Annotated in this window: 22 protein-coding genes; 16 read left to right on the top strand and 6 right to left on the bottom strand. The window is 42.9% G+C overall.

The genetic code is table 11. The annotated features are described in order from the left end of the window. Window positions 1–6: 6 nt before the first annotated feature. The 3 genes from Q0L00_RS09160 to hemW form a co-directional block, all read right to left on the bottom strand. Entirely contained in the window at window positions 7–2,067 is a 2,061-nt protein-coding gene (locus Q0L00_RS09160; RefSeq protein ID WP_297336576.1) for a SpoIIE family protein phosphatase, read from the bottom strand. 104 nt (window positions 2,068–2,171) lie between these two features. Then, window positions 2,172–2,486, bottom strand: coding sequence for a DUF721 domain-containing protein (locus Q0L00_RS09155; protein ID WP_297336575.1), 315 nt, complete (start codon window positions 2,484–2,486; stop codon window positions 2,172–2,174). Between the two features lie 5 nt (window positions 2,487–2,491). Continuing rightward, window positions 2,492–3,613: a radical SAM family heme chaperone HemW gene (gene hemW / locus Q0L00_RS09150; protein ID WP_297336574.1), complete on the bottom strand. Its 1,122-nt coding sequence runs from the start codon at window positions 3,611–3,613 to the stop codon at window positions 2,492–2,494. A gap of 36 nt (window positions 3,614–3,649) precedes the next feature. On the opposite strand from hemW, the gene Q0L00_RS09145 reads away from it, so the two are divergent. The 8 genes from Q0L00_RS09145 (at window position 3,650) to gldN (ending at window position 12,954) form a co-directional block, all read left to right on the top strand. Next, entirely contained in the window at window positions 3,650–5,356 is a 1,707-nt protein-coding gene (locus Q0L00_RS09145; RefSeq protein ID WP_297336573.1) for a BamA/TamA family outer membrane protein, read from the top strand. 18 nt (window positions 5,357–5,374) lie between these two features. Then, window positions 5,375–6,493: a DUF4271 domain-containing protein gene (locus tag Q0L00_RS09140; protein WP_297336572.1), complete on the top strand. Its 1,119-nt coding sequence runs from the start codon at window positions 5,375–5,377 to the stop codon at window positions 6,491–6,493. 24 nt (window positions 6,494–6,517) lie between these two features. Continuing rightward, complete coding sequence (locus Q0L00_RS09135; protein WP_297336571.1) at window positions 6,518–7,291, top strand: uroporphyrinogen-III synthase; 774 nt, start codon at window positions 6,518–6,520, stop codon at window positions 7,289–7,291. A gap of 77 nt (window positions 7,292–7,368) precedes the next feature. Continuing rightward, window positions 7,369–8,346, top strand: a complete 978-nt coding sequence (locus tag Q0L00_RS09130; protein WP_297336570.1) for a type IX secretion system membrane protein PorP/SprF — start codon at window positions 7,369–7,371, stop codon at window positions 8,344–8,346. Between the two features lie 165 nt (window positions 8,347–8,511). Continuing rightward, complete coding sequence (gene gldK, locus Q0L00_RS09125) at window positions 8,512–9,606, top strand: gliding motility lipoprotein GldK (protein ID WP_297336569.1); 1,095 nt, start codon at window positions 8,512–8,514, stop codon at window positions 9,604–9,606. Between the two features lie 52 nt (window positions 9,607–9,658). Then, window positions 9,659–10,456: a gliding motility protein GldL gene (gldL, locus tag Q0L00_RS09120; RefSeq protein ID WP_297336568.1), complete on the top strand. Its 798-nt coding sequence runs from the start codon at window positions 9,659–9,661 to the stop codon at window positions 10,454–10,456. Window positions 10,457–10,494: 38 nt separating this feature from the next. Continuing rightward, window positions 10,495–12,108 carry a gliding motility protein GldM gene (gldM, locus tag Q0L00_RS09115; RefSeq protein WP_297336567.1) on the top strand — a complete coding sequence of 538 codons (1,614 nt, stop codon included), beginning with the start codon at window positions 10,495–10,497 and terminating at the stop codon, window positions 12,106–12,108. 30 nt (window positions 12,109–12,138) lie between these two features. Then, the gene (gene gldN / locus Q0L00_RS09110) at window positions 12,139–12,954 is read left to right on the top strand and encodes a gliding motility protein GldN (RefSeq protein ID WP_297336629.1); all 816 of its coding nucleotides are present in this window, start codon (window positions 12,139–12,141) and stop codon (window positions 12,952–12,954) included. 14 nt (window positions 12,955–12,968) lie between these two features. Here gldN and uvrC read toward each other — a convergent pair whose 3' ends face one another. The 3 genes from uvrC to Q0L00_RS09095 form a co-directional block, all read right to left on the bottom strand. Next, window positions 12,969–14,774: an excinuclease ABC subunit UvrC gene (uvrC, locus tag Q0L00_RS09105; protein ID WP_297336566.1), complete on the bottom strand. Its 1,806-nt coding sequence runs from the start codon at window positions 14,772–14,774 to the stop codon at window positions 12,969–12,971. A gap of 61 nt (window positions 14,775–14,835) precedes the next feature. Further along, the gene (locus tag Q0L00_RS09100) at window positions 14,836–17,139 is read right to left on the bottom strand and encodes a transglycosylase domain-containing protein (protein ID WP_297336565.1); all 2,304 of its coding nucleotides are present in this window, start codon (window positions 17,137–17,139) and stop codon (window positions 14,836–14,838) included. Between the two features lie 3 nt (window positions 17,140–17,142). Continuing rightward, the gene (locus Q0L00_RS09095) at window positions 17,143–19,767 is read right to left on the bottom strand and encodes a tetratricopeptide repeat protein (RefSeq protein WP_297336564.1); all 2,625 of its coding nucleotides are present in this window, start codon (window positions 19,765–19,767) and stop codon (window positions 17,143–17,145) included. A 133-nt stretch (window positions 19,768–19,900) separates the two neighbouring features. Here Q0L00_RS09095 and Q0L00_RS09090 point away from each other — a divergent pair, with 133 nt between their 5' ends. The 8 genes from Q0L00_RS09090 to atpG all read left to right on the top strand — a co-directional run bounded on the left by Q0L00_RS09090 (window position 19,901) and on the right by atpG (window position 25,587). Next, window positions 19,901–20,137, top strand: coding sequence for an AtpZ/AtpI family protein (locus tag Q0L00_RS09090; protein ID WP_297336563.1), 237 nt, complete (start codon window positions 19,901–19,903; stop codon window positions 20,135–20,137). 36 nt (window positions 20,138–20,173) lie between these two features. After that, window positions 20,174–20,557, top strand: coding sequence for a hypothetical protein (locus Q0L00_RS09085; protein ID WP_297336562.1), 384 nt, complete (start codon window positions 20,174–20,176; stop codon window positions 20,555–20,557). 19 nt (window positions 20,558–20,576) lie between these two features. Continuing rightward, window positions 20,577–21,617: a F0F1 ATP synthase subunit A gene (atpB, locus tag Q0L00_RS09080; RefSeq protein WP_297336561.1), complete on the top strand. Its 1,041-nt coding sequence runs from the start codon at window positions 20,577–20,579 to the stop codon at window positions 21,615–21,617. A gap of 36 nt (window positions 21,618–21,653) precedes the next feature. Further along, complete coding sequence (atpE, locus tag Q0L00_RS09075; RefSeq protein ID WP_087938802.1) at window positions 21,654–21,914, top strand: ATP synthase F0 subunit C; 261 nt, start codon at window positions 21,654–21,656, stop codon at window positions 21,912–21,914. A gap of 72 nt (window positions 21,915–21,986) precedes the next feature. After that, window positions 21,987–22,481 carry a F0F1 ATP synthase subunit B gene (locus Q0L00_RS09070; RefSeq protein ID WP_297336560.1) on the top strand — a complete coding sequence of 165 codons (495 nt, stop codon included), beginning with the start codon at window positions 21,987–21,989 and terminating at the stop codon, window positions 22,479–22,481. 9 nt (window positions 22,482–22,490) lie between these two features. Then, on the top strand, window positions 22,491–23,051 hold the full coding sequence (gene atpH, locus Q0L00_RS09065) for an ATP synthase F1 subunit delta (protein WP_297336559.1): 561 nt from the start codon (window positions 22,491–22,493) through the stop codon (window positions 23,049–23,051). A gap of 27 nt (window positions 23,052–23,078) precedes the next feature. Continuing rightward, window positions 23,079–24,656: a F0F1 ATP synthase subunit alpha gene (gene atpA, locus Q0L00_RS09060; RefSeq protein WP_297336558.1), complete on the top strand. Its 1,578-nt coding sequence runs from the start codon at window positions 23,079–23,081 to the stop codon at window positions 24,654–24,656. Between the two features lie 58 nt (window positions 24,657–24,714). Next, complete coding sequence (gene atpG / locus Q0L00_RS09055; RefSeq protein ID WP_297336557.1) at window positions 24,715–25,587, top strand: ATP synthase F1 subunit gamma; 873 nt, start codon at window positions 24,715–24,717, stop codon at window positions 25,585–25,587. The last annotated feature ends 108 nt before the right edge of the window (window positions 25,588–25,695 follow it).

Here is a 25,695-nt window from a genome sequence, read left to right as displayed (position 1 = left end):
GTGTATTCAGGTAAATTTTACAATGACCGTGGAGTAGTCATCGTCTATCATTCCATCTCCTCCCACAAATTCATGTAGGGCATCCACTAGGATGGTCTGTAGTTCACGAGGATGCTGGGTTTGATGTTTCTCGACTAAGCTGCGAATTCGTTCAAATCCAAATTGTTGATGTTGTTGATTTTTTGCCTCTACGATTCCGTCAGTGAACAAGACCAGTAAATCACCACCTTGAAAGGGGAAGGTCTTTTCCTCAACGTGATTTTCATATTGGATGTTTCTCAAAATTCCCAAACCCAGTCCATCAATCCCCAGGTATTCGGCTTTTTTAACTTGATTTTGATACAACAGAGCAGGAACGTGTCCCGCACGGGCATGGCAGAAGGATTTCTTTTGCGTATCAATGATAAAAATAGACGCTGTAATGAAGTGATTGCGCTCCAAACATCGGCTGAGGGCTGCGTTGGCCCGGATCATAAATTCCGAAGGGCTCAGATTCAGTTGGATCAAACTGTGAAAAATCCCCTTCATTTGAGACATGTGAAAAGCAGCCGAGGTTCCTTTTCCGGATACGTCTCCGATAATAATGACAAATCGGTGTTCATCAAGCTGAAAAGTATCGTAATAATCCCCTCCCACTTCATCTGCGGCATTGGAGTACGCACAGATTTCAAAGGCCTCATCATGGTCTAGTTTGGAGGGTAAAAGGGATTTTTGCACTCGCTGTGCAATTTTGAGCTCTTCCTGATAGCGCTCATTTTTTACGGCCTGATTGAGGAGTCGGTGATTTTCTACAGCAATACTCGCCTGACGTGCAAAGGTACTGATGATGTTGACCATTTCCTTGTTAAACCCGTCCCGTACCTCCTTGAACAGCACCAGCTGTCCAATCAGAGATTTATTGACCACGATAGGGACAATCAAAGCGGTGAGGTATTTAGGGTGATCGATTTTCAAAGAAAGTGGCTGCATGTGATCTGCCATTTTTTCGGCAAGCCAGTTTTGTCTAAGTTGGTTTTGCTCGATTAATGCAACCAGCTCTTTTTTGGATTTTTGATCCAAAAAACGCACCTGAGCAATTCCATTTTCCAATTCAGTATAAACCTCCAGCCAAGCTCCATCAGCATAGGAGGCGCTCATGCAGGAATCCAGTAAAATATCCAGTACCTGCTCTTCATTTTCTTCCGGTTTAATGGATTGGCTGAGACGCTGAAAATTGATTGCTTCGGTAAGTTTTTGCTCAAAAACTGAGGAGGTAGGGAGGTTGAATAAGGTAACCAGAAAGCTAAAAAAGGCATAGATGATGGTGAAGAAAAATAAAGAAATTAAAAAGAGATTGTCCATCAAATTGATGGGGTACATTTCTGTCGAGGAAAGAAATCGATTGGTTTGAACAAAGAGTAAGCTGGCACACAACAGGATGAAAAACAGAAAAAGTAAGGTTTTCCATTTTTCCTTGAATGTCAGGTAAGGAATCCACTTGAGATTGACCGAGAGAACCACTGCCATGAGAATGGTAATCGCCAAAACAAATAGAAAAGGATAATCGAAGGAGATCGGCTGAAAAAAGACAAAGAATAGACAGCTCAATAAGATGAGCTCATAGGTTTGCCATTGTTTGACGACCTGCTTGGTCTTTTGGTAAAGAATCAGACTTCTCCAGATCAAGGAGGTAGAAATGATAAAAATCGAAATCAGCGCAAAATGCACATGATAAAAGAAATTTCTTAGGAAAGGATCCTGGGCAAGTTTAGTGTCTCCCAGAAGGAAATAAAAAATCTGAATTAATACGTACACCCCGGTGGCAAAAATCCCGGTGGAGGCTGCCCGCCAGATCAATTCCAGGAAATCATTTTTGGAGTCTTTGGCTATTCGATATTGGTAAAAAAAATAAATCATCAGGAAAAACAGCGCCTCCAAAATCCAGGTGAATTCCTGGGCAATTCCCGCATCCATATTGTTGATTTTGCCAAAAAGCCTTACCAAATCCACAAAAAGCAGGGCAAGCCAGACTAAAATAGCCAGTAGAAAGCTGAGCTTGCCGATATGTATCGAAGGTAGTTTTGGCATAAAATCAATTCCCAATATTACTCATTGGAATCCGAAAAAAATGACAGTTCATTGTTAAGCTAACTCCCAAATTGTTAAAAAATTATAATTGAGGAGTCAAAGCCCTATACAAATACAATTTCATCAATGAGGTCTTTTCCGTAGCGTTCGTGAATCAGCTCCAGAATGTTACGCTTACTGAATTGCAATTCACGTTTTACCGGTCCGGAGTTTATTTTCACCACTAGTTTTTTTTGTCGGATAAAGACCGATTCGGTTCGGTCAGCTACCGTTTTTCCAACTAGCTCCGCCCAATCGTGGGTTAGAGATTTTTCTTTGAATTTATCTTCCAATCGATAGGCTTTCAGTAGTTCCTGAAAAGCCTCTTCCATAGGCGCAGCTTCTTTTTTTCTTCCGGGGAAATGTTTATTTGGGTACATAGGATTTATAAAAATAAGGCTTCAGCGATGCTGTCTGCAATTAATTTTCCGCTTCGACTCAAAGATAAGGTATTATCTTTCCAAAGCAGCCATCCTTCTTTTTCCATTTGAATCAAAACGGCAGATCGCTCGCTTTTCAAATCGAATCCAAAGCGGTTTTTTAACCAGCGTAAATCAACTCCCCAGCTCGTCCTGAGTGCGGTGAGCAGATAGTCATTCAATCGATCGGTTTCTGTGAGTATCTCTCGCTCCAAGGGAATCTGATTTTTTTGAAGTGATCGGATGTAGGAGGGATTATTTCTTGGATTTGCTCCTCGGTGTTCCCCGTCAAAAGAATGAGCTCCTGGTCCCAATCCCAAATAGGGCTTGCCCAGCCAATAGGAGGTATTGTGAATGGAACGATGACCGGGCAGCGCAAAATTAGAGATTTCGTATTGTTCATACCCAGCCTGCTCAGTGAGGTTTTGCATCAGTTCAAATTGCTCGGCCATAAACTCGTCAGAGGCGGGAGAAAATTTTCCTTTTTCTGTCCAATTGCCCAAGGCGGTTTTTGGTTCTACGGTCAGTCCATAGCAGGACAAGTGTCCGGGGTTTTGTGCCAAGGCTAAGTTGAGATCCTTTTCCCAAAGCGCATGACTGGAGGAGGGGAATCCATAAATCAGGTCCATGCTGAATTTACTGAAGCCCGCATTTCTGGCTTTTTCAATGGCGCGATGGGATTCTGCGGCCGAATGCGCTCGATGATAAAACTGGAGCACTGCTTCATCAAAGCTTTGAATTCCCAAACTGAGTCGATCAATTCCCAAAGTTTTCCAGGCAATCAGCTTTTCTTCGCTCAGATCATCGGGATTTGCTTCGAGGGTGACTTCTTTTAAATCTAAGGCAAAGGTTTCTTGGATTTTGCGCATCAAAAACTCAATCCATCGGGGATGGAGCAGAGAGGGAGTGCCCCCGCCAAAATAGAGGGTTTGGATGGGAAGCCCTTTGAGGTATTCTGCCCGAAGCGTAATCTCTTTTCCGATCATCTCAATCAGCTCATCCAGCAAAGTGGTATTGGTGCTGAAATGGAAATCACAATATCGGCAGGCCTGTTTGCAAAAAGGAATATGAATATAAATGCCTGCCATGTAGAATTAGTTATTTTGCAAAGATAATTAAACTCGATGCCGCTAAAAAGCCTACCATATCATTGCCTAATCGTCCTTCTGCTGTTTGCCAATTCAGCATTCGCACAGGAGGGCTACTGGCTGGGTTGGCCCGAGAAGGACCGCAAAGAGATTCGCTGGGAAAATTTTGAAACCGAAAAGAAGCGAGAGTCCAAGATCGATTCCTTACTTGCCCAATTGAAAGGTCTGGGTTATGTAGGAGCCGGCTGGGAGTCGGAATTTAATCGTAATGATTCCCTGAAAATCCGTTTGTACTATGGGCCTAAAATTGAATGGGTCGATCTGAGAAATCAAAATCTGCCATCGAACCTTTGGAAGGAAAAGCAAAGCAAAACCCTTAGCCTAGAGGCCTACAATCAGCTGCTCAGCGCCTGTTTGGAGCAACTCCAAAATACTGGATTTCCATTTGCATCGCTGGAATTGGATAGTTTGGAGTTAAAGGGGAATCGGTTGTCTGGATCCCTTTTTCTGGACAAAGGTCCGGAAATTCGTTGGGATAGTGTAGAGATTGCATCTTCCAGTAAAACGAATCCCAAGTACCTGCAGCGACTCAGTGGACTGGAGGTAGGAGCGCCTTTTTCTCAGCAGGACCTGGACCGCAGTGCCATTCGGATGAGTCGTCTTCCCTATTTTGAGCTTCAAGAAGCACCTGGAGTGAGATTTCGCTTTCAGAAGGCCCAGCCTAATTTTCTGTTGCGTGACCGGAATGCCAATGTAATCGATGGGATTATTGGGTTGCTTCCCAATGAAAACGATCCGCAAAAGGTGTTGATTACCGGCCAGCTGGATTTGCAACTCTACCATTTAGGCGGGAGGGGCAGGGATGTGGAGCTCAAATGGCAGCGCTTCAATGAGCTGACTCAAAGCTTGGATTTGGGATTTAAGGAATCTTTTGTATTTAATTCGGGTATCGATATTTGGGGTGATTTCAGGTTGCTTAAGCAAGATTCCACGTTCCTCAAACGGCATCTGGGCTTAACCCTAGGATTCCGGGCCAATCAACAGGTCTATGTGCGCTTTTTTACCAAAAGACAGGCCAGTGATCTTCTGGCAAATTTTGGATTTAACAACCTTACTGAGCTTCCGGATTTTGCGGATTTCCGGTGGAATGAATTTGGAATTGGAATTGTAGCAAACGGGCTGGATCAGCCAGTTTTTCCTCGGAGAGGCTTTCTGCTAGATTTTCGGTTTTCTGCTGGAAACAAACGCCTCCTTCAAAATACGGCACTTCCTGAGGACTTATACGGGGATAGGAATTTAAATACTCCCCAATATGCCTTGCAGCTGGAGATTGAAAAGCACATTTATTTCAAACCGTTTTGGGGAGCTTATCTCCGATCGGCAAGTGGTTGGATTCAAAATGAGAATCTTTTTCTCAATGATCTTTTCAGAGCGGGGGGACTGAGCAGTATTCGAGGGTTTAATGAAAATTTTTTCTTTGCCTCCGCATATTCCTATTTCAATTTGGAACAACGGCTTTTTTTTGATCAAGAGTCGTATCTTCTCATTTTTGCAGACGCCGGGATTTTAGAAAACCCTTACTTTGCAGGAAAAATAGATCAACCCTTTGCGCTTGGGGCTGGACTTAATTTGGATACTGGTTCGGGTTTGTTTCGGTTTATCTATGCAGTAGGAAAATCTGCTGAACAGCCCTTTTCCCTGTCCTTTTCAAAAATTCACTTTGGATATTTGGCGCGCTTTTAAAATCATGCGGTTAAAACTATGTTGAAACGATTCCATTTGCTGTTTTGTACGCTTCTGTTTGGGGGCTCACTTGTGACTCATGCCCAAACGCTGGAAGATTTTAATGATCGCTGGGAATATGGGGGGCTAGGGACTTGGTTTGAATCTCATGATTGGATTAGTCAGGAATTGGATTTAAGAACCTTTCCCAAATCAACTTTTTATTTGGAGCTACCTGAGGAGACGGTGGTTTTTGCAGGAGAAAAACTATGGTTTTATGCAGAATCAGACACGGTGATCAGACGGGAAGTGAACTCAGTGTCCAAAGAACTTGAAATGGATAAATTTCAGCTGACCTTATTTAAAGAAGGGATTAGTCCAGATCGAGTTTATTTGGCCAAAATAATCGGGGACAAATTTCTGAGAAATAAGCAGGAGGCCTCGAATGAGGGGATAAGTATCCGTGGTCAAGAACGCCAAAAAATCCGAGATTTTTTTGTGATCAGTCTTTTGGTAATCTTAGTGATGATTGCAGTATTTAAAATGGTTTACCCCTATTTATTTGCCTTGATGCTGCAGCCCAGGGGACTGTTGAGTGATGAAGATTTTTCAGATGTGGGGAGTTTGCAAAAATTCTTTTCCTTGGATGTGGTATTTTATGTGTTTAGTGTTAATCTGCTCCTTTCCCTTTTGAGCATCACCGGTTTGCTGATATTCAGACCTGATATTATCACGCAGATACAACAAGCCTTAACGCCATCGCTTTACCTTATTTGGTTAATGGGAGGTTTTTTCTTCTTGGGCTTGACGGTGTTAAAATTTCTAGGAATCCGCTTGATTGCCTTTTTATTTGATTTGGGCAAAATGGAATATGCCCATTTCTTTTACCTACTCCGGCTCATTGTTTGGTCCGGCATGATCGTGATACTCATCCTGTCTTATTTCCTACTCAATTCCTTTTATCGGATGGAATTTGTACTTGAATATACCCTAAATGGATTTTTTTGGTTTTACCTGTTAGGGGTTTCGGTCTTATTCTTTATGATGATGAATCGGTTAAGCTTTAAGAAATATCATTTATTTACTTACCTTTGCATCGCAGAATTAGTGCCCTTTCTGATCTTTTCCAAGTGGATTATGGGATTGGGTCAATTTTAACTAAAATCTCAAGGACAGTTACGCATGAATGCAACTATCAAGGATCGGTTTAAACCCGTCAAAAGTATTCTTGTCTCACAACCAAAGCCTAGCGATGTCAATTCGCCATACTTTCAGCTCGCCGAAAAATACAATCTGAAAATTGACTTTAGGCAGTTTATTAAGGTGGAGCCCGTTCCTCCCAAAGAATTCAGGAAGCAAAAAATCGATATCTTGAAGCATACTGCGGTGATTTTCACCAGTAGAAATGCCATTGATCATTTTTTTAATATCTGTAAGGAATTTAAAATTGAAATGCCTGCAGATATGAAGTATTTCTGCATTTCGGATCAAACGGCACACTACCTTCAGAAATACATTGTCATCCGAAAGCGAAAGCTTTTTGTGGGGCAAAAAACTGCTGAGGATTTGTTTGATTATTTCAAAAAGCACAAATCTGAAAAATACCTCTTTCCATGTTCGGATATTCGTAAAGATGACATTCCGGATTACATGAACAAAAACGGAATCGCCTTTACCGAAGCGATCATCTATCATACCGTGGCCGCCGATCTTTCCGATTTGGCGGATGTGAAATACGATATTTTGGCTTTTTTCAGTCCCTCTGGCATAAAATCACTGAAACAAAATTTCCCTGATTTTGAGCAAGGAAATACCCGGATTGCTGCATTTGGGCCCACCACCGCCCAGGCGGTCCGTGAGCTTGATCTCATTTTGGACATCGAAGCTCCCCTGCCCAACGCGCCAAGTATGACAGGAGCTTTGGAGCTTTACATAAAAAAAGCAAACAATTTGTAAATCTTAGAATCAAAACCTGTGGTTTTTCAGTTTAAATTCTTACACTAGTCTTTATTATTTGACGAAACCACATGCAAATGATTTTCAAAGGTTATCGGAAGTGCTTTTTTGGAATGGGATTGATCCTATGCTTTTTGTTCAGTCAAAAGGTTTATGCGCAGCAAGACGCGCAGTTTACCCAATACATGTATAATGGCCTGTATTATAACCCGGCATTTGCAGGAAAAGAAGGAGGTTATCGGTTTTCTGCGCTTCACAGGACCCAATGGGCCAATTATCAAACAAGCAGTGGAACAGGAGGAGCTCCCGTCACCCAACTGATTACCGCACAAGGGAGTTTGGAGGGTAAAAATCTTGGATACGGCTTAACTATTGTCAATGATCAAATTGGTCCTACATCCAATTTGGAGCTAAACTTACAGGGGGCCTATCATAAAAAAATCAATCGAGCTACTCTGAGCGTGGGTGGATCCATCGGTTTTTTTTCGAGTACTTTGGATTATGGAGAGCTGATAGTAGTCAATCCTGAACCAAATTTACCCACCTCAGGCAGAGAGAATTCCATGAATTTGAATATTGGCTTGGGAATTCTTTTTGATCGGGGAGATTATTACTTAGGTTTGAGCTCCAGACATTTGAATGAGCCTCAATTTGATTTTGGGGAGGGGAGCTATGGCAACCAATTAGTCAATCATAGTTATTTACTAGCGGGCTATCGGGTTCGTCCGATTGGCCAATTGAGATTGGAACCTAGTTTATTGATAAAATCTGCAGGGTTTAATAATTTTTCCTATGATGTGAGCGTTATGGCAACGCACCAAAATAGGATTTCTGGAGGTTTGGCTTATCGAGGAGAAGAATCAATTAGTATACTCATGGGATATGCGATACTGCCAGATAATTCATTAAATCTGGGATATGCCTTTGATTTGGTGGTCAGTGGGTTAGAGGCTAAATCTCCCACTAGCCACGAATTGATGCTTCGGTATCTACTCCGTACGGCTCGGAGAGATGTACAGCGGGTTATTCAGCGGACTCCCAGGTTTAGATTTTAATCGTATAGTTTGTTAATTTGGAGCGCGAAATATTAAAAAAGTTCAATTTTAACTTTATTTAATTTTGGCAGGTTATTTGCATAAATGAATTAAATTCTGCTAAATTTCGCTCTCTGAGTATGTTTTAATGCGCACATTCGTTTGATGATATAAAAAACGTCATTTATGTATAATAAATTCAACCTACGCTTTACGCCGGTTATAGTAGGCTTGGCCATAGCGACAATTCTTCCAGGTTGCGGACTCTTCAATAAGAAAGGAACTGCAAGTGAAAAGATGAACCGACGAGGTGAAGTGACTGGTGTTGCTAAGCGTGATAGTTGGCAGCAAAATCTTCCTTACGATATGGTTCCAGTTAAAGCTGGTACATTCTGGATGGGTCAGTCCGATGAGGATATTGCCTTCACTCAATCCTCAATGAACAAACAGATTACCATATCTGAGTTTTTCATGGATAAATATGAGGTATCTAATAATAAGTATCGTCAATTTTTAGAAGCGGTTAAAGAAGGAGTATATGCTACCGGTACTCCAACCACCCTGAAAGATGAGCCTCAATTAAATTACGATGAGCTCAGACCGGATACAACAGTTTGGTCTACTAGCTTTTCTTATCATTATGGGGATCCTCTGATGGAATACTATTTTGATCATCCCGCTTTTGACAATTATCCAGTGGTAGGGGTTACTTGGGATCAGGCCAAAAAATACTGTGAGTGGAGAACCTACCATCAAAATGCTAACGACGAGTACAACTTTGATGCTCCCTCGTTTAGATTACCCACAGAAGCAGAATGGGAATATGCGGCTAAAGGCGGTAAGGACGTCGCAAAGTATCCTTGGGGAGGTCCATACTTGAAAAATAAAAGAGGCTGCCTGATGGCCAATTTCAAACCCGGTCGCGGGAATTACATTGACGATGGATTTGCGTATACCGCACCAGTAGACGTTTTTGCCCCCAATGGATTTGGTCTTCACAACATGTCAGGTAACGTAGCTGAATGGGTCCTTGATGCCTATGCCCCAACCTCTCGGACTGCCACTTGGGATTTGGATCCGGTTTATGATGTACCGACCGAACCCAGAAAAGTGGTCAGAGGAGGAAGTTGGAAAGACATCGCACACTATTTGGAGACGTCCACCCGGACTTACGAATATCAAGACGTAGCCCAGGCGCATATTGGATTCCGGACCGTCACCACCTTTATTGGAAGATCTGGATCTATGGATGTGAAATCCAGTGCCAGAAGAAGACGTTAATTATCAAATACCCACCCTATAAAAACCAAAAACCTTAATTTCTACTCAAAAAATGGCTAGTAACAGCAACTTCTTTTATTCCAGCATCATGCCCAAAATCTATGGCATCGGTGCGGCAGTCGTAATCCTAGGAGCGATGTTTAAAATCCTTGATTGGCAAGGCGCAAACTGGATGATCGGTATTGGATTGACCACAGAAGCGATCATTTTCTTCTTGTCCGCATTCGAGCCTAGGGCGAATGAAGTGGATTGGTCTAAAGTCTATCCCGAATTAGCCGAGGACGGAGTTGCTGCTCCGAAAAGAGCTCCAAGAGCCGCAGCCGTGGCAGGAGATCAAACTTCTCAGAAGTTGGATGACATGCTAGCTAAGGCAAAGATAGGTCCTGAGTTGATCGAAAGCCTAGGTAAGGGCATGCAAAATTTGGCTAGTTCAGCCGAAAAAATGGGGAATCTTGCAGATGCCGCTGTAGCGACGAACGAATATGCCACTAATGTGAAATCTGCTGCCAAGACCCTTGTGGACATGAATGCATCTTACGGTAAAACTGCTGCTGCCTTGACGGAAATGTCAGCTGCTTCACAAGACGCAAAGGAATATCATACCCAAGTAGTCACGGTAACCAAAAATCTTTCCGCCCTGAATGCTGTCTATGAAATGGAATTGCAGGATGCCAACAGCCATGTGAAGACCTTGAATAAATTCTATTCAAATATGACTGCGGCAATGGAAGGTTTAAGCGAAGCAGGAAAAGAAACTGAAGCGTTTAAAAACGAACTTGCCAAGCTGAACCAAAATGTCAGCTCTCTTAATAAAATATATGGTGGAATGCTATCCGCTATGAAAGGTTAATTCTTTTCAATTCACAAAAAACCATTAGATAAGAACAAATGGCAGGAGTAAAAGAAACACCTAGACAGCGGATGATCGGAATGATGTACCTGGTGCTGACCGCATTGTTGGCACTTCAGGTAAGTAATCAGATCCTTCAAAAGTTCGTCTTGATCAACGACGGTATGGAGCGCACCTCGCGTAACTACATGCTCAAAAATGCAGCAACCGTTGAATCAATCGAATACACGGTAGAACAGCAAGGGAATAATGAAAAGGATGTCCCCAAAGTAGGAGCTGCTCAGGAAATCCGTGAAGCAAGCAAAGAGATTACGGCTTACCTAGAGGAATTGAAAAAGCAATTGATCGAACAATCTGGAGCGAAAAATGAAGAAGGAAACTTCGTCAATTCCTCGTTGAAGAATACCGAGGTTGCGGGTAATATTTTTGTCAACAATGGCAAAGGAGAAGAGTTAAAAGCTACCTTGAATGGTTTTCCACTAAAAGTCCAAGAAATTTTGGAAGGGGTTGGAATTACCGATCAGTCCTTTAACCCGATCGCTTTAGATGCCGCTGAGATTGACTTGTTTAAAAATGACAGTGAAGCTCGAAATAAAGACTTCACCAATTTGAACTTTGTTAAATCCCCAGTAGGAGCCGTGTTGGCTTTACTTTCGCAATACCAAAACGAAGTGTTGAATATTGAAAGTGAGGCTTTGGCTACCATAGCCAATACCATTGGATCCTTTTATTTCAAAGCAGATATCACGGAGGCTCAAATTTCAGCAGTCTCCAATATTGTAGCAGCTGGTACCAAATTTGAAGGTACTATGTTTATTGCTTCCTCCTCCTCTTCCGCCCGTCCGACTATGAATGTGGATGGACGCTCAGTTGAAGTGGATGAAAAAGGGTTTGGACGAATTGAATTTACCGCTACTCCAGCATCGGAATACGATGATAGAGGCCTTGCCCGTAGAGTTTTATCGGGTGAAATTATCACCAACATCGGAGGAGAAGATCAAGTACTTCCGGTTGAGTACGAATATTTTGTGGCCCAACCTGTGGTAAAAGTTTCTTCCGAAGTGGTACAGCAATTGTATGCAGATTGCGCAAACGAATTATTAATCGAAGTACCTGCTCTTGGAAACACTTATGCTCCTGAATTTGCAATCAGCAATGGTCAGTCCATCAAAGGAAATTCTCCTGGGCAAGTAACCATCATTCCAGGAGCTTCAGGTAAGGTTACCATCGGAGTGAGTAGTGGAGGAAATAAAATCGATGATGTGGTATTTGACATCAAACCGGTTCCTGCACCTTCTATTGTTCCTGTCATGGGCAATGGCAATGAAGTTGATCTAAGTCAATCTCAAGCCATTGGTTCGTTGACTGGTCTTCAAGTAAAAGCTGTTCCTGAGCCGACATTTGGAAGAACCATGGCCAAGGACGCAAACTTTGAAGTAACTGGAGGCGAGGTACGCTTATTGAGAAATGATGTGCCAAGACAGACCATTCAAATAGCAAGTGGCAATACTATCGCCATGCGTCAGTTATTAGAAAGTGCCCGACCGGGTGATGATATTGTAGTCGTGGTCAATCAAGTGACTCGAACCAACTTCAGAGGAAATAAAATTCCTTCGACATTGAATCAAATCATTCGGATCGGGGTGAAATAATATTCCGATAAGAATCTAGAATAAAAGATGATGAAAACTATCCTTCAAAAATTAATCCTTGCAGCCTTGGTATTTGGACTTTTTGCTCCACTTACTGCTCAGGCACAAGTAGCAACAAGTGTCAATCCATCTGGATTTGGAGATCGACAGTTTGATATGGATACCATTTTCTCTGCGAAAAAAATTCGCGAAGATGATAAAATGTATCAGATTGGAGTTTGGCGAAGAATAGATTTGAGGGAGAAGTATAATCTTTCACTCTATGGTTCCGGAGATGCAAAAGACAATGGAATCATTAATCAGATTTACGATGCCATTGTAGAAGAAAATGCGCTTGAAGTATTCGGTGATGAAGATTTCACCCAGCCGCTTTCCATTGCAGAGTTTCAGGAAAATTTCTGGTTGAATGCTACCGGGGATAGTATTTTCTCCAAGCAGTTGTATTACTTGGATTTTAAAGAGGATTTTGTCTTTGACAAACACCATTCCGATATGGTGTTTGATATCAAATTTATCCATTTGGTGATGCCTTCTGCGACTAATTCAAACGCAGGGGAAAAGACCATCGGGTATATTCGCTACAAGGACTTCTTCAACTATTTCAAAGATCATCCCGAAGCCAGATGGATCAACTTTAAGAATCTTTCCAAAAGTTTGACCTATGATGAGGCTTTCGAATCCAGACTCTTCAGATCTGTGGTGAGAAGATATACCAATCCGGATGAAGCCTTAGTTGCTGATATGGTAGATTTGGATCATCCTGATCCGGATATGCAAGCCTATTTGGATGCGCTGGCTTTTGAATACGATCTGTTAGAATTTGAAAATTCCCTTTGGGAATGGTAAACTTAAAAGGGGCTTCAGGCCCCTTTATTTTTTTCTTTCCATTTGATTAATTCAGCCGCCTTGCTTTTTCCAATAACTGCGGCAAGTTCTTCCTCCCCTGCCAAACTTATTTTCTTGACCGATTTAAAATGGGATAGCAATTTGTCCGCAGTGTTTGGCCCGATTCCAGGAATGGCGGTCAACTGTGTTCCAAAGGCATTTTTGCTTCTGACTTTTCGGTGAAAAGTGATGGCAAATCGGTGGGCCTCATCCCTGATCCGTTGTAAAAGTCTTAGGCTTTCGGATTTTTTGTCAATATGGATAGGGTAGGAATCGCCAGGGAAATAAATCTCTTCCAAGCGTTTTGCGATTCCGATGATTGGCATTTTGCCATAGAGCCCTAATTCCTGTAAGGCTTCCACAGCCGAGGAGAGTTGTCCTTTTCCCCCATCGATGACAATGAGCTTGGGTAAAGGTTTCTCCTCCTCTACTAAGCGCTTGTATCGCCTTCCGACGATTTCTTTCATACTGGCAAAATCATTGGGCCCCTCTACTGTTTTGATGTGGTAATGTCTATACTCTTTCACCGCAGGCTTTCCATGAAGAAAGCAAACCATACTAGCCACTGGGTTAGTGCCTTGGATGTTGGAGTTATCAAAACATTCGATGTGGTCAGGTATCTCCGGCAAACTTAAATCCTGCTGGAGTTGACGAATGACCCGATCTTTTTTATCTTGATTCAAGCCTTGAAGCAAGGCTTTTTCTTTTTTATAGAAGAGCGCATTTTTCACCGACAACTCAATTAACTGCTTTTTGTCTCCAATTTTGGGTTGAATGAGGTTGAGACCTTCAATGGGATCGGTGATGGTGATGTTGGTGAGTGTTTCGTCGGCGTCACTGTTAAATTGATCCTGAAGCCGGATCAATGCGGCTACCAGAAGTTCTTCCTCCGACTCGTCGAGCTTTTTCTTCAATTCAACATTTTTGGAAACAATGAGTGAACCGTTTTTTACCCGCATGTAATTCACGTAGGCCTGTTTTTCATCGACTACGATGGTACACACATCGTGATTGTGGATGCTGGGATTGGCCACCAAAGACTTGGCTTGGTATTTTTCGAGTAAGTCTAATTTTTCTTTGGTTCGTTGGGCTTTTTCAAATTCCAGATTCTCGGCATATTCCTGCATTTGCTGCTTGAAAATACTTTTAGCCTGTCCCAAATTACCTTTTAAAATATGCCTGGCTTGCTCCAAATCTTCGAGGTAATTCTTTTCAACCTGCTTGCCCACACAGGGCCCTTGGCAGTTACCGATGTGGTATTCCAGACAAACTTTGTATTTGCCTTCATTGATTTTATAGGGTGTCAAGTCCAGCTTGCAGGTGCGAATGGTGAATAATTCCCGGATGAGGTCCAATACATTATTCATCGCTTTGACACTGGCAAAAGGCCCAAAGTAGGTTCCTCGTTTGGGAATGTATTTCCGAGTTGGAAAAATCCTAGGAAAATGTTCTTTGGTAATCAGTAAATAGGGATAGGTTTTATCATCCCTAAGCAGAATATTGTATTTGGGCTGAGACTTTTTAATCAGATTATTTTCCAGCAAGAGGGCATCAAACTCGGAATTAACCAGTGTGATTTCAATCCGACGGATTTCCTTCACCATTCGTCGGGTTTTTAAATTGACTCCAGTACTCTTATTAAAATAGCTGCTGACGCGTTTTTTCAGACTTTTGGCTTTTCCCACATAGATCAGCTCATCCGACTCGTTGAAGTATTTATACACCCCAGGATGGTCGGGGAGTTGAAGGTGGGCTTCGGGTGTGAATGAGGAAGATTGCATAGGACTAAATTAAAAAACAGTCCCGAAACGAGACTGTTTTAATGAAAGGAATGGAAGGAATTTAAAAATCATTTTTTCTCGAATCGTAATCAAATTCTACAAAACGTTGACTTTCTTTTTCGTAAACATCACAATCTATTTCAATACTGAGTGGCCGTTCAGGCATAGGGAAAGGTCCTTTGGTATATCCCAAACTCTGATCAGCATACACTTTTTCCATGTATTTGACCCAAATCGGGCGAGCGGTTCGTCCCCCTTGCCCATCAATCCAGCTTCTAAAGTGAATCGCTCGGTCATCGCCTCCGGTCCAAACTCCGGAAACCAAGTCTTTTGTGATTCCGATGTACCAACCATCGGAGGCATTTTGGGTCGTCCCAGTTTTTCCGCCGAGTTGATTGCCTTCCCGTAAGGCCCAAGGGACGCCCTGACTGGTGCCTTGTTCTTCTTCGAATCCTCCTCGGAGCATGTAAGTCATCAGGTAGGCATGTTCCTCACTCATAGCGGGTCGCTTTTTAGGAGTAAATTGCTGGATGACATTTCCGTTTTTGTCCTCAATCCGATCAATGTAAAATGGGGTGGTGTGTTCTCCTTTGTTGACAAAGGTCCCGAAGGCCCCCACCATTTCGAAGATAGACACGTCATTTACTCCCAGAGCCAAAGCTGGGACCTCTTCCAAATCACTGGTAACTCCCAATCGTCTTGCGGTCTCCACCACGATTTTAGGGCTGAGCTTTTTCATCATGTAGGCCGTTACCGAATTAACTGATTTGGCCATGGCCTTACGAATGCTCATTTTTTCATAGGTAAATTTCCCGTCAGCGTTGGATGGAGACCAGGCAGGCTGCCCAGGAATATAGACTTCTACCGGTTGATCAATCACCGAATAGCAGGGACTATACCCGTTTTCGATGGCCGCAGCATAGACAAATGGCTTAAAGGTCGAGCCGGGTTGTCGTTTACTTTGCTTGACATGGTCAAACTTAAAGTATTTGTGGTCGATGCCACCAACCCAGGCTTTGATGTGTCCGGTGTGTGGGTCCATGCTCATAAATCCTGTTTGCAGGAATTTTTTGTAATACCGCATCGAGTCCATCGTGCTCATCAGGGTGTCAATTTCCCCATTCCAAGAAAACACCTTCATGGGTTTCTTCTCATTGAGCTTATATTCGATCGAATCGGTATTGTCCTTGTACCGAATTTTCAGCAAGCGGTAAGCTTCGGTCCTTTTTACCGCATTTTCGATAAAGTTTGGAATTACCCGGCCGTCGCTATCTATCCAAGGATCCCGATTTCCCATTTCGTTGAAAAACTTTTCCTGGAGCGCACGCATGTGTTCTTCTACCGCTTCTTCGGCATATTGCTGCATGCGGCTATCTATGGTTGCGTATATTTTTAATCCATCCCCAAACAGGTCATAAGAGGAACCATCCGATTTGATATTTTCATTGGTCCAACGAATCAAGTCTGCTTTGATTACTTCTCTAAAATAAGTCGCCAATCCTTTATTATGATTGGAAACATTGTAATTCAATTCAATGGGTAATTTGGATATTGAGTCGTATTCCGCCTGGGTGATGGCGTCGGTTTTCACCATTTGTCCCAATACCGTATTTCTTCTTCGGAAGGAGTTGTCCGGATTAAAAACCGGACTGTAATACGTGGGTGCTTTGAAAAGGCCGACTAAAACTGCCGATTCTTGTACGTTCAACTCCGAAGGGTCCTTCCCAAAAAAGGTAGAAGCGGCAGTTTTAATGCCGTAGGCATTGGAGCCGAATTCAGAGGTATTTAAATACAGGGTTAAAATTTCATTTTTGGTATAGGCTTTTTCCAGTTGAGTAGCCACAATCCATTCTTTGGTTTTTACGATCAGCATTCGCAGTCCAGGCACGGAGCTCAAATACCCCTGATTATCCACATTTCTGGTTTTAAAGAGGTTTTTGGCGGTCTGTTGACTTAAGGTGGAACCTCCGCCTGCACTTTGTTGGAGGATGATGGATTTGACAAAAACGCGGATCATGGCAATTAAATCGATCCCTGAATGATCCTCAAATCGCACATCTTCTGTGGCGATGAGCGCCTGGACCAGATTTGGAGATAATTCCTGATAGCTGACCGGAGATCTATTTTCCCGGTAATAGGTTCCGAGCAATACCCCGTCTGAGGAATATAATTCAGAGGCTTCCTCACTCTCGGGGTTTTCTAAAGTTTCGAAATCCGGCAGGGGGCCAAAAAGCCCAAGGAAGTTGATGCTGACCATCCACACGAATAGGATGAAACCCAAAATTCCGGCTGCAAATGCAATCCAAAGATATTTGATGGTTTTTTTAGCCCAAGGAGCTGTCTCAGGTCTGGTATTTTTACTCATATTTTATTGGTAAGCGACCTTAAAAAAGGCCCGGTATTCTTCGATGTTTTTCGTACGGTTCAGGACTTGAAAGTTTTCAATGGAAATAAAAAACGCATTGTTTTTTACCTGTTCGGAAATTTGGTCCGATTCAAAATCATTCAAAAACTTCTCGAAATAGCTTTTTGCCTTTTCTCGGTCAGTAAATGGACTGATGATAAAGATTGCATTCTCGCGATCCATATTCATATTGCCCGTTCTTAACCGTGCATTGGAGAAGTTTTTGGCGTGGAAATTTTCGAGATCTCCTACCACCCCTTGTGCTTTTTCTGCCTCTTCCGGACTCATGACTAAGACCACAATATGGGTTTGGGAATCATTGAGTTGATAGGGCGAGTCTGGCAAAGGATTAGTAATCTGCGTTGAATCATTCTCAGCCAGCTTAGTGGAATCTGATGCTGTTGCAGTGGAATCTACGGGATTCAGTGCAGCAAGTTCCTCCGATGACAAGAGTGGTTTTAGCATATTTCTTGCCAATTCTTTCAAGTCCCCTTCATCTGAGTTTTCAATGAAGTTTTCCAGCCTTTCCCGATATCGTGATTTGCTTTCGAGTTTGCCGCTCACCATGATGTCAAGCAGCAGCAGCCTTTCGGTATTTCGGGTTAATGGAAATTCCTCCAAAGTAGATTTAATTAGCGCTCCGGCTTGTTGGTATTCCCCTGAATAATAGGAATTGTAAGCTTCCTCATAGCGTTTGGAGGATTCAATGTAGGCTAGGTTTCCCGATGCCGCATCGGGATTGTTAACAAAATAGGTGTATTGGGAATCGGGGAACTCCCGGTTGAGTCTACTCACGTATTGCTGAAAATTCCCGCTTTGGTCTTTTTGTGCAAGGTAAAGGAGGTAGTAGGCCTCTGGTTTTCGATTACTTTCGGGATATTCCCGGACCAAGACCTCCAGATTTTTGATGCTGTTTTCGGCCTCACTTAAGTCAAAGTAGAGCAATTTTCCCAATTCAAAATAAGACTCCTCCAGTTCCTGGTTTAAAGTCGATAGGGCTTCTTGAGTGGATGGAATCTGAGCGAGTAACTCATCGAGGCTGGGAAGTTGATTGAGGGGATTGGATTCCTCTTCGATTTCTTCTCCAGATTCTGCCTCTTCCAGCGTCTCGGTTTGGCTATTGTCAAATACGACAGCTCTTCTTCGCCAATTATCCTGAAGTGGTCGGTCCCCCCAGGTTCGGTAAAAATCAATGGCTCCTTGCTGCATGGCTACCCCATTGTCAAAATAAAAGGTTGAAGATCCCGAACCCCGATCGGCAAAAGCGAGCAGATTATCAAAAATCCCATCACTTTCCGGCTCCTGTTGAGCTTTGGCTTCGGCGATGAGCCGCTCCTCTTCGGATTGGATAAATCGTTCTGCGATCACTCGCTGATCCTCTTCGGTAAGCTTACTTAAGACCAACAAGCTGTCATTAGTCTGAATCCGCTCCAGGTGAAATACAAACTGATCTAAGGTTTCTTTTTGATTGGCAATTTGGAGGGCTGCCGAACTTCCCTCCGGAATATGCGTCAATGCACTGTCTAAATAATACTTTGTGGCTCGGTAATCCCGAAATTCGGAAAGGTGAATAGCTGCCAGCTTTTCATAAATATATCCCTTCATCCGCTCATTGCTGCCAGGCTCTTTTGCCGCTTGATGGAGCAGGTCCAAGGTCAAGGGGATATCTCCTTGTTTTTCTTCAAAAAGTGCCTGTTCATAGACAATCACATCTTTTAAGTCTCGGTTTTTGGGATCTTTATAGAGGGATTCGTAATAATTACGCACTTTTCGCAAGTCTTTGGAGGCATTGAGTTCGGCAACTTGCTGTGCAAAAAGCTGCGCATAAAAACTCCGCTCATAAGGGGGATTTCCTTCTTGGGCTTTTTGATAAAAATCGTAAGCCAACGCATCCAATCCTTCCCTTTGATAGCGCTGGGCGAGGATAAAATTAATTCGGGATTTTTCTTTGGGGTCTTTGACATATTCAAGCGCCCGGTCCAATGCCCCAATCACGCCATTTTGATCCGCTCTCTTTTCGTAATAATAAGCCAAGGTCCGATACAGTTCGTATCGGTTTTCATCCGTTATATCACTTTCTTTGGAAAGGTAATCGATGGTGAAATTGGCATTTTCAACTTCCTCCAAATCCACATACAACCGGAGCAAGGAAATCAAGGCTTGATGACGAATGTCTTTATCTTTGCTGTTGACATTGACATATTTGAAGGCATTTTGAGCATCATCAAATTGACCTTGCAGGTAATCGATTTTTCCGATAAGGTAGTATGAGTCATCTACCCATTTTGAAATCCGATGCCATTCGATTGCTTTGGAGGCGAGTTCTCTGGCCGATTCCAGTTTTTCTTTATTGGCTTGAATAGTAGCCGAGTCAATCGGGTAAAAAACAGGCAAAACTTGGGTGTAGTCTTCCTTGTAATTGGTCTGAACTTCCCTTACTACTTCTTCGATTTTAACATCCGAAAGGTAATAGGCATTGTAGTGGGAAGTGAGATTATGAAACATCCGATTGGTAAAGGTATTTCGCTCAGAGGAACACGATCCGATAAAAATAACTGAAATAAGAAGGATGATTTTGAAAAACCGCATGTGAGAGGAGAAGAAATCCGAGTACCAAAATAGGGTTTTTAGCCTACTTTAAGAACGCTTAAGTGTTTTCAATTATTTTGCCAAGAAAATTTATGCTGATTAGCGCTGCCCTAAAATTGGTTAATTTGCGGTGATGAACAAAAAAGAACCTCAAAAACCGCGTTTTGAACCGCCGATTTATGTGAAATACCTCGGATTATCTTTTCAGCTTTTTGCAGTTATTGGTGGTGGAACCTGGCTGGGATGGTGGATCCAAGGGAAAAGCAACATGAAATTTCCGCTTTGGATTTTACTCTTCGTATTTTTATCCATTGCCTTAGCGTTTTATCAGCTTTGGAATTCCATGAAAGGGGATGAGCGGGACAAATAAATAATTTCCCGTATTTTTGTACCAATCCAACCGCATATGAAGGCATTCAAAAATTTCCACTTCAGTTTTTTGGCATTGAGTCTTTCCATAGGCCTGATCATCTTGATTTTATTGCAAGTTTTACCGCAGGTAATCCACCAGGAAATCTGGGTGATTTTTGGGTTTTTGACTTTTTTATCCTATTTCATTACGAGTCTGGCTGTTTGGCTCTATAAAAAGTCTCCTGAAAATATTCTGCAAATCAAGCTTTTGGGGATGGTGATTCGTATCCTAAGTGCCATGGGCTTTATTGGGATTATGGTATTTTTGGGAATGGAGAATATTATTTTGTTTATAGCGGATTTCTTCCTGATTTTTTTGTTCTACCTGATTTTTGATATCTACACCTTTATTTCTAACTTGCGGCCGATTTCGAAGTAGCCCTCAAAAAAACGAGTTGATGACGCGCAAAATTCTGGCCTTAAGTGTTTTATTCTCAGTATTGTTACTGAGCCTCACCAGCGCGACTTTCGCAGCAGGTTCTGAAGCCGAAGGAGGAGAAGATCCGACAGGTTTTATCATGCACCACATCAAGGATTCGCATGAATGGCATTTTTTCAATGTAGGGCACACCCATGTCACGCTTCCGCTGCCCGTGATTACCTACGCTCCTGACCGTGGTTTGGAGTTTAACATGTCCACCGACTTTCAAAATCATGAAACCCATCTTTTTGGGAAGGAGTACGCACATGATGGGATATACATCGATGAACATGAACATTTGGGAAGAGTAGACGGAGGGACGATCTACGATTTTTCCTTGACCAAAAATGTGGCAATGATGATCTTGGTGATAGGTTTGGTGTTGTATTTGATTTTGTCTGCCGCCAATCACTATAAAAAGCACGGAGCCGTAGCGCCTAAAGGGGCTGCTTCCTGGGTAGAGCCTGTGGTGGTTTTCGTTCGGGATGAGATTGCTGAGAAATCAATCGGTCCTAAATACAAAAAATTTGTTCCTTATTTATTGACTCTATTTTTCTTCATTTGGATTGGTAACCTTTTGGGATTGCTTCCAGGAGCCGCCAACTTGACTGGAAACATTGCCGTGACCTTTACCTTAGCGGTGTTGACCTTCATTATTGTCAATGTCAATGGAAACAAGGAGTATTGGAAGCACGTATTTGCGACTCCCGGCGTTCCGGTTGCTTTGCTTCCGATCATTGTTGTAGTTGAATTTATTGGACTATTTACCAAGCCTTTTGCCTTGATGGTCCGTTTGTTTGTGGCCATTACTGCCGGTCACATTGTGATATTGGCTTTTATTGCTTTGGTATTCATCTTTGAATCCTATGCGATCGGGGTAGTTTCTACGCTGATGGTTACCTTTATCAATATGATCGAATTATTGGTAGCAACGATACAGGCTTACGTGTTCACGCTGTTTACTGCGATGTACATCGGAGGTGCGGTTGCCGAGCATGCCCATGATGATCATCATTAATCGAATTTCTTTGTTCAATTTATAAATCTAACGTTTATGTTAACTTCTATCTTATTGTCTGCTGGATTGGCACTTATGGGTGCAGGTATCGGTGCAGGTATTGTTGCGATTGGCGCAGGACTTGGTATCGGTCGTATCGGTGGTCAGGCAATGGAATCTATCGCCCGTCAGCCTGAGGCTGCTGGTAAGGTTCAGACTGCGATGTTGATCATTGCAGCTTTGATCGAGGTGGTTTCCCTGTTTGCAGTAGTAGTTTGTCTACTCATTGCATTGAACGCAGGTGGAGTAGCCTTCTAAGAACAATGAATAGGGATTGGCGCTTGGCCAATCCCTTCCTTTTGAACAAAAACGAAATTTATCCCATTTACCATGGATCTGATTATACCTAGTTCGGGCCTGATATTCTGGCAATTGATTGGCTTCTTAGCCTTGTTTTTCATTTTGGTGAAGTTTGCATGGAAGCCCATGTTAGCTGCCTTGGAAGAGCGGGAAGGCAGTATTGATAATGCGTTGAAAGCGGCTGAACAAGCGAGAAATGAAATGGCAAATCTCAAAGCCGAAAACGAGAAGCTTTTGGCTGAAGCACGTGTAGAGCGTGATACGATTTTGACTAAAGCTCAGGAAGCTTCTAAGCGAATGATTGAAGAGGCCAAAGAAGAAGCAACAAAGCAAGGGGCCATCCTTATTGAAAACGCAAAAGCAGTCATCGAAAATGAGAAAAAAGCAGCCTTGGCTGAAGTAAAAAATCAGGTAGCGGTGTTAACCTTGGAAGTGACAGAAAAGCTTCTTCGTAAGAACTTGTCCGATCAAGCTGCTCAAAAAGAGTTGGTGGATGAATTTGTCAAAGACCTGAAGTTAAACTAATCAAATTCCATGACTAATCATCGAGTTGCTTCTCGCTATGCCAAATCAATCCTAGAACTTTCTTTGGAAAAAGGATTGCTTGAAGAGGTATATGCGGATTTCAAAAAACTGATTTCTTTTTCGGAAGAAAACCGGGAATTTGGGTTGATACTCAAAAACCCAATTGTTTCTTCGGATAAAAAGTTAACGGTTTTACAGGCACTTTTTGCGAAGGATACTCAAGAAATGACTGTTAAATTTTTTGAGATTGTAGCTCGTAAAAACAGAGCGGATGTGTTGATCGAGGTGGCTAAAGCGTTCCAAGAGCTTTATAATCTCCATCAGTCGATTCAAGTCGCCGAACTTACCACTACCTATCCGGTAGAGTCAGCTCAAAAGGCAGTATTTGAAAACCTAGTCAAAGAAATCTCTGGAAAAAAAACCGTTCAGTTTATTGAAAAAGTGAATCCTGAATTGATCGGTGGATTTGTATTGAAGGTTAATGACCGTCTTCTTGATGAGTCGCTGAAAAGTAAGCTAAACGCCTTGAAAATTGAGTTTAGCCAAAACCATTACGAAAGTAAAATCTAATTTAAAAAGCATTAATCAATCTATATCATGGCAGAAGTAAGACCAGATGAAGTTTCGGCAATCCTGAGAGAGCAACTCTCCGGTGTCAGAACAGAGGCCGAACTTGAAGAAGTGGGTACCGTACTCCAAGTGGGTGACGGGGTGGCCCGAATCTATGGACTTTCCAAGGCACAGTCCGGTGAATTGCTGGAATTTGAAAATGGTCTGAAAGCCATGGTGCTCAACCTGGAAGAAGACAATGTCGGTGCGGTACTTTTTGGAGATTCCAAAGAAATCAAAGAAGGAGATACAGTCAAGCGTACCAAGAAAATCGCTTCCCTCAAGGTGGGCGAAGGAATGCTTGGTCGTGTAGTTGATACACTCGGTAATCCAATTGATGGAAAAGGTCCTATAGCTGGTGAATTGTACGAAATGCCGTTGGAGCGTAAAGCACCTGGGGTTATCTATCGTCAGCCGGTTACCGAACCCCTTCAAACCGGAATCAAATCTATCGATGCCATGATTCCTATCGGACGTGGACAGCGGGAATTGGTTATCGGAGACCGTCAGACCGGTAAGACTGCGGTTGTGATTGATACCATTTTGAACCAAAAAGAATTTTACGATAAAGGCGAGCCGGTATTCTGTATTTATGTGGCGATCGGACAAAAAGCTTCTACGGTAGCAGGTGTAGTAGCTGCCCTTGAAAAAGGCGGTGCAATGCCCTATACGGTAATCGTTTTGGCTGGTGCATCAGATCCTGCTCCGATGCAGTTCTTTGCCCCATTTACCGGTGCGGCCATTGGTGAATTTTTCCGTGACACCGGACGTCCAGCCTTGGTGGTCTATGATGACCTTTCCAAGCAGGCAGTAGCTTATCGTGAAGTTTCTTTGCTTTTGAGAAGACCTCCAGGTCGGGAAGCTTACCCAGGTGATGTATTCTACTTGCACTCCAGATTACTCGAGAGAGCGGCTAAAATCAATAAGTCTGATGCGATTGCGCAACAGATGAACGATCTCCCGGATTCGATCAAGCATTTGGTCAAAGGGGGAGGATCTTTAACCGCCCTTCCCATCATTGAAACCCAGGCAGGTGACGTTTCTGCTTACATTCCAACAAACGTGATCTCCATTACCGATGGTCAGATTTTCTTGGAAACCAACCTATTCAACTCGGGCATTCGACCTGCGATCAACGTGGGTATCTCCGTATCTCGGGTGGGGGGTAATGCTCAGATCAAAACGATGAAAAAAGTAGCGGGTACTTTGAAGTTGGATCAGGCACAGTTCCGGGAATTGGAGGCTTTCTCTAAATTCGGCTCTGATTTGGATGCCACTACGAAACGAACGATCGAGAGAGGTCGTCGAAATCAGGAAATCCTAAAGCAACCTCAATATGCTCCGGTTGCAGTTGAACATCAGGTGGCGATCATCTATGCTTCCACCCGAGGCTTGATGGATTCAGTGCCTGTGGAGAAAGCAAGAGCATTTGAGCGGGAGTTCTACTTGTTGTTGGATTCCTCTTATCCCGATGCTTTGAAAGCAATCTTAGCCGGTGATATTGATTCAGCCGGAGAACTGCTCGAAAAGGCGGCAGCAGAACTTGCACCTAAGTTTTCAAAGTAATATACCAAAGACCGGGGCTTCGGCTCCGGTTAGTTGATAGAAGTACAATTAAGCACTGATGGCTAACCTTAAGGAAGTAAAGCAGCGAATCACCTCGGTAGTTTCTACCCAGCAGATTACCAAGGCTATGAAAATGGTCTCTGCGGCAAAACTCAGAAGAGCACAGGACAAAATCGTGCAGATGCGTCCTTATTCTCAGAAGTTGACCAATATCCTCAATAACGTTTCTGCGGCCGCCGAAGGGGCAGAAGACTTAGTCTATGCCCAAAAACGGGAGGTAAATAAGGTGCTAATTGTTCCGGTGACCTCGGATAAAGGGCTTTGCGGAGCCTTTAATTCCAATATCATCAAAGCAGCCAATGTGGCCATCAAAGGGCAATTTGCAGGAAAGGATATCGCTGTTCTGCCTTTGGGAAAGAAAGCGTACGAGTATTTTAAAAAATCGGATTATACGCTGATTGATCAGTTTTATCAGGTTTTTTCCGAAGTTGCCTTTGACAATGTCAAGTCCGCAGCGGAGTTTGCCATGAATGGATTTGTGGCGGGAGAATATGATCAGGTGGTTTTGGTGTACAATGAATTTAAAAACGTGGCTACCCAAATTATCCGAACTGAGCAATTCTTACCCATGGCCAACGAAGAGCAAAATGAGGTGAAAGCCGCCGAGGTAGATTATATTCTAGAACCATCCAGAGCCTACATCATTGAAGAGTTGGTTCCTACCTCCTTGAAGATTCAGTTTTACAAGGCTGTTTTAGAAAGTAATGCTTCTGAGCATGGTGCTCGAATGACTGCCATGGATAAGGCAACAGAAAACGCCGGAGATTTGCTGAAGGAACTTCGCTTGATGTACAACCGTACTCGTCAGGCCGCCATTACCAATGAGATTTTGGAAATTGTAGCCGGTGCCAATGCACTGGGAGGAAAATAAAGTCCAATAGACCCATATTTCTGGACCACAGCTTGCAAGGGCTGTGGTTTTTTGATTTTTATAAGGTGAACTAAAGTTTTTTAGGTATTAATATGCAATTAACCCGGA

Origin of the sequence: Algoriphagus sp. (genome assembly GCF_024305035.1) — a bacterium.
In the GTDB taxonomy this organism is placed as follows: Bacteria; Bacteroidota; Bacteroidia; order Cytophagales; family Cyclobacteriaceae; genus Algoriphagus.
This window is presented reverse-complemented; position numbering and strand designations above follow the sequence as displayed.

What these genes read in the sequence shown, in the direction of transcription:
- Q0L00_RS09160 (WP_297336576.1), bottom strand. Translation starts at nt 2,067, where the DNA reads ATGCCAAAACTACCTTCGATACATATCGGCAAGCTCAGCTTTCTACTG.
- Q0L00_RS09155 (WP_297336575.1), bottom strand. Translation starts at nt 2,486, where the DNA reads ATGTACCCAAATAAACATTTCCCCGGAAGAAAAAAAGAAGCTGCGCCT.
- hemW (WP_297336574.1), bottom strand. Translation starts at nt 3,613, where the DNA reads ATGGCAGGCATTTATATTCATATTCCTTTTTGCAAACAGGCCTGCCGA.
- Q0L00_RS09145 (WP_297336573.1), top strand. Translation starts at nt 3,650, where the DNA reads ATGCCGCTAAAAAGCCTACCATATCATTGCCTAATCGTCCTTCTGCTG.
- Q0L00_RS09140 (WP_297336572.1), top strand. Translation starts at nt 5,375, where the DNA reads ATGTTGAAACGATTCCATTTGCTGTTTTGTACGCTTCTGTTTGGGGGC.
- Q0L00_RS09135 (WP_297336571.1), top strand. Translation starts at nt 6,518, where the DNA reads ATGAATGCAACTATCAAGGATCGGTTTAAACCCGTCAAAAGTATTCTT.
- Q0L00_RS09130 (WP_297336570.1), top strand. Translation starts at nt 7,369, where the DNA reads ATGATTTTCAAAGGTTATCGGAAGTGCTTTTTTGGAATGGGATTGATC.
- gldK (WP_297336569.1), top strand. Translation starts at nt 8,512, where the DNA reads ATGTATAATAAATTCAACCTACGCTTTACGCCGGTTATAGTAGGCTTG.
- gldL (WP_297336568.1), top strand. Translation starts at nt 9,659, where the DNA reads ATGGCTAGTAACAGCAACTTCTTTTATTCCAGCATCATGCCCAAAATC.
- gldM (WP_297336567.1), top strand. Translation starts at nt 10,495, where the DNA reads ATGGCAGGAGTAAAAGAAACACCTAGACAGCGGATGATCGGAATGATG.
- gldN (WP_297336629.1), top strand. Translation starts at nt 12,139, where the DNA reads ATGAAAACTATCCTTCAAAAATTAATCCTTGCAGCCTTGGTATTTGGA.
- uvrC (WP_297336566.1), bottom strand. Translation starts at nt 14,774, where the DNA reads ATGCAATCTTCCTCATTCACACCCGAAGCCCACCTTCAACTCCCCGAC.
- Q0L00_RS09100 (WP_297336565.1), bottom strand. Translation starts at nt 17,139, where the DNA reads ATGAGTAAAAATACCAGACCTGAGACAGCTCCTTGGGCTAAAAAAACC.
- Q0L00_RS09095 (WP_297336564.1), bottom strand. Translation starts at nt 19,767, where the DNA reads ATGCGGTTTTTCAAAATCATCCTTCTTATTTCAGTTATTTTTATCGGA.
- Q0L00_RS09090 (WP_297336563.1), top strand. Translation starts at nt 19,901, where the DNA reads ATGAACAAAAAAGAACCTCAAAAACCGCGTTTTGAACCGCCGATTTAT.
- Q0L00_RS09085 (WP_297336562.1), top strand. Translation starts at nt 20,174, where the DNA reads ATGAAGGCATTCAAAAATTTCCACTTCAGTTTTTTGGCATTGAGTCTT.
- atpB (WP_297336561.1), top strand. Translation starts at nt 20,577, where the DNA reads ATGACGCGCAAAATTCTGGCCTTAAGTGTTTTATTCTCAGTATTGTTA.
- atpE (WP_087938802.1), top strand. Translation starts at nt 21,654, where the DNA reads ATGTTAACTTCTATCTTATTGTCTGCTGGATTGGCACTTATGGGTGCA.
- Q0L00_RS09070 (WP_297336560.1), top strand. Translation starts at nt 21,987, where the DNA reads ATGGATCTGATTATACCTAGTTCGGGCCTGATATTCTGGCAATTGATT.
- atpH (WP_297336559.1), top strand. Translation starts at nt 22,491, where the DNA reads ATGACTAATCATCGAGTTGCTTCTCGCTATGCCAAATCAATCCTAGAA.
- atpA (WP_297336558.1), top strand. Translation starts at nt 23,079, where the DNA reads ATGGCAGAAGTAAGACCAGATGAAGTTTCGGCAATCCTGAGAGAGCAA.
- atpG (WP_297336557.1), top strand. Translation starts at nt 24,715, where the DNA reads ATGGCTAACCTTAAGGAAGTAAAGCAGCGAATCACCTCGGTAGTTTCT.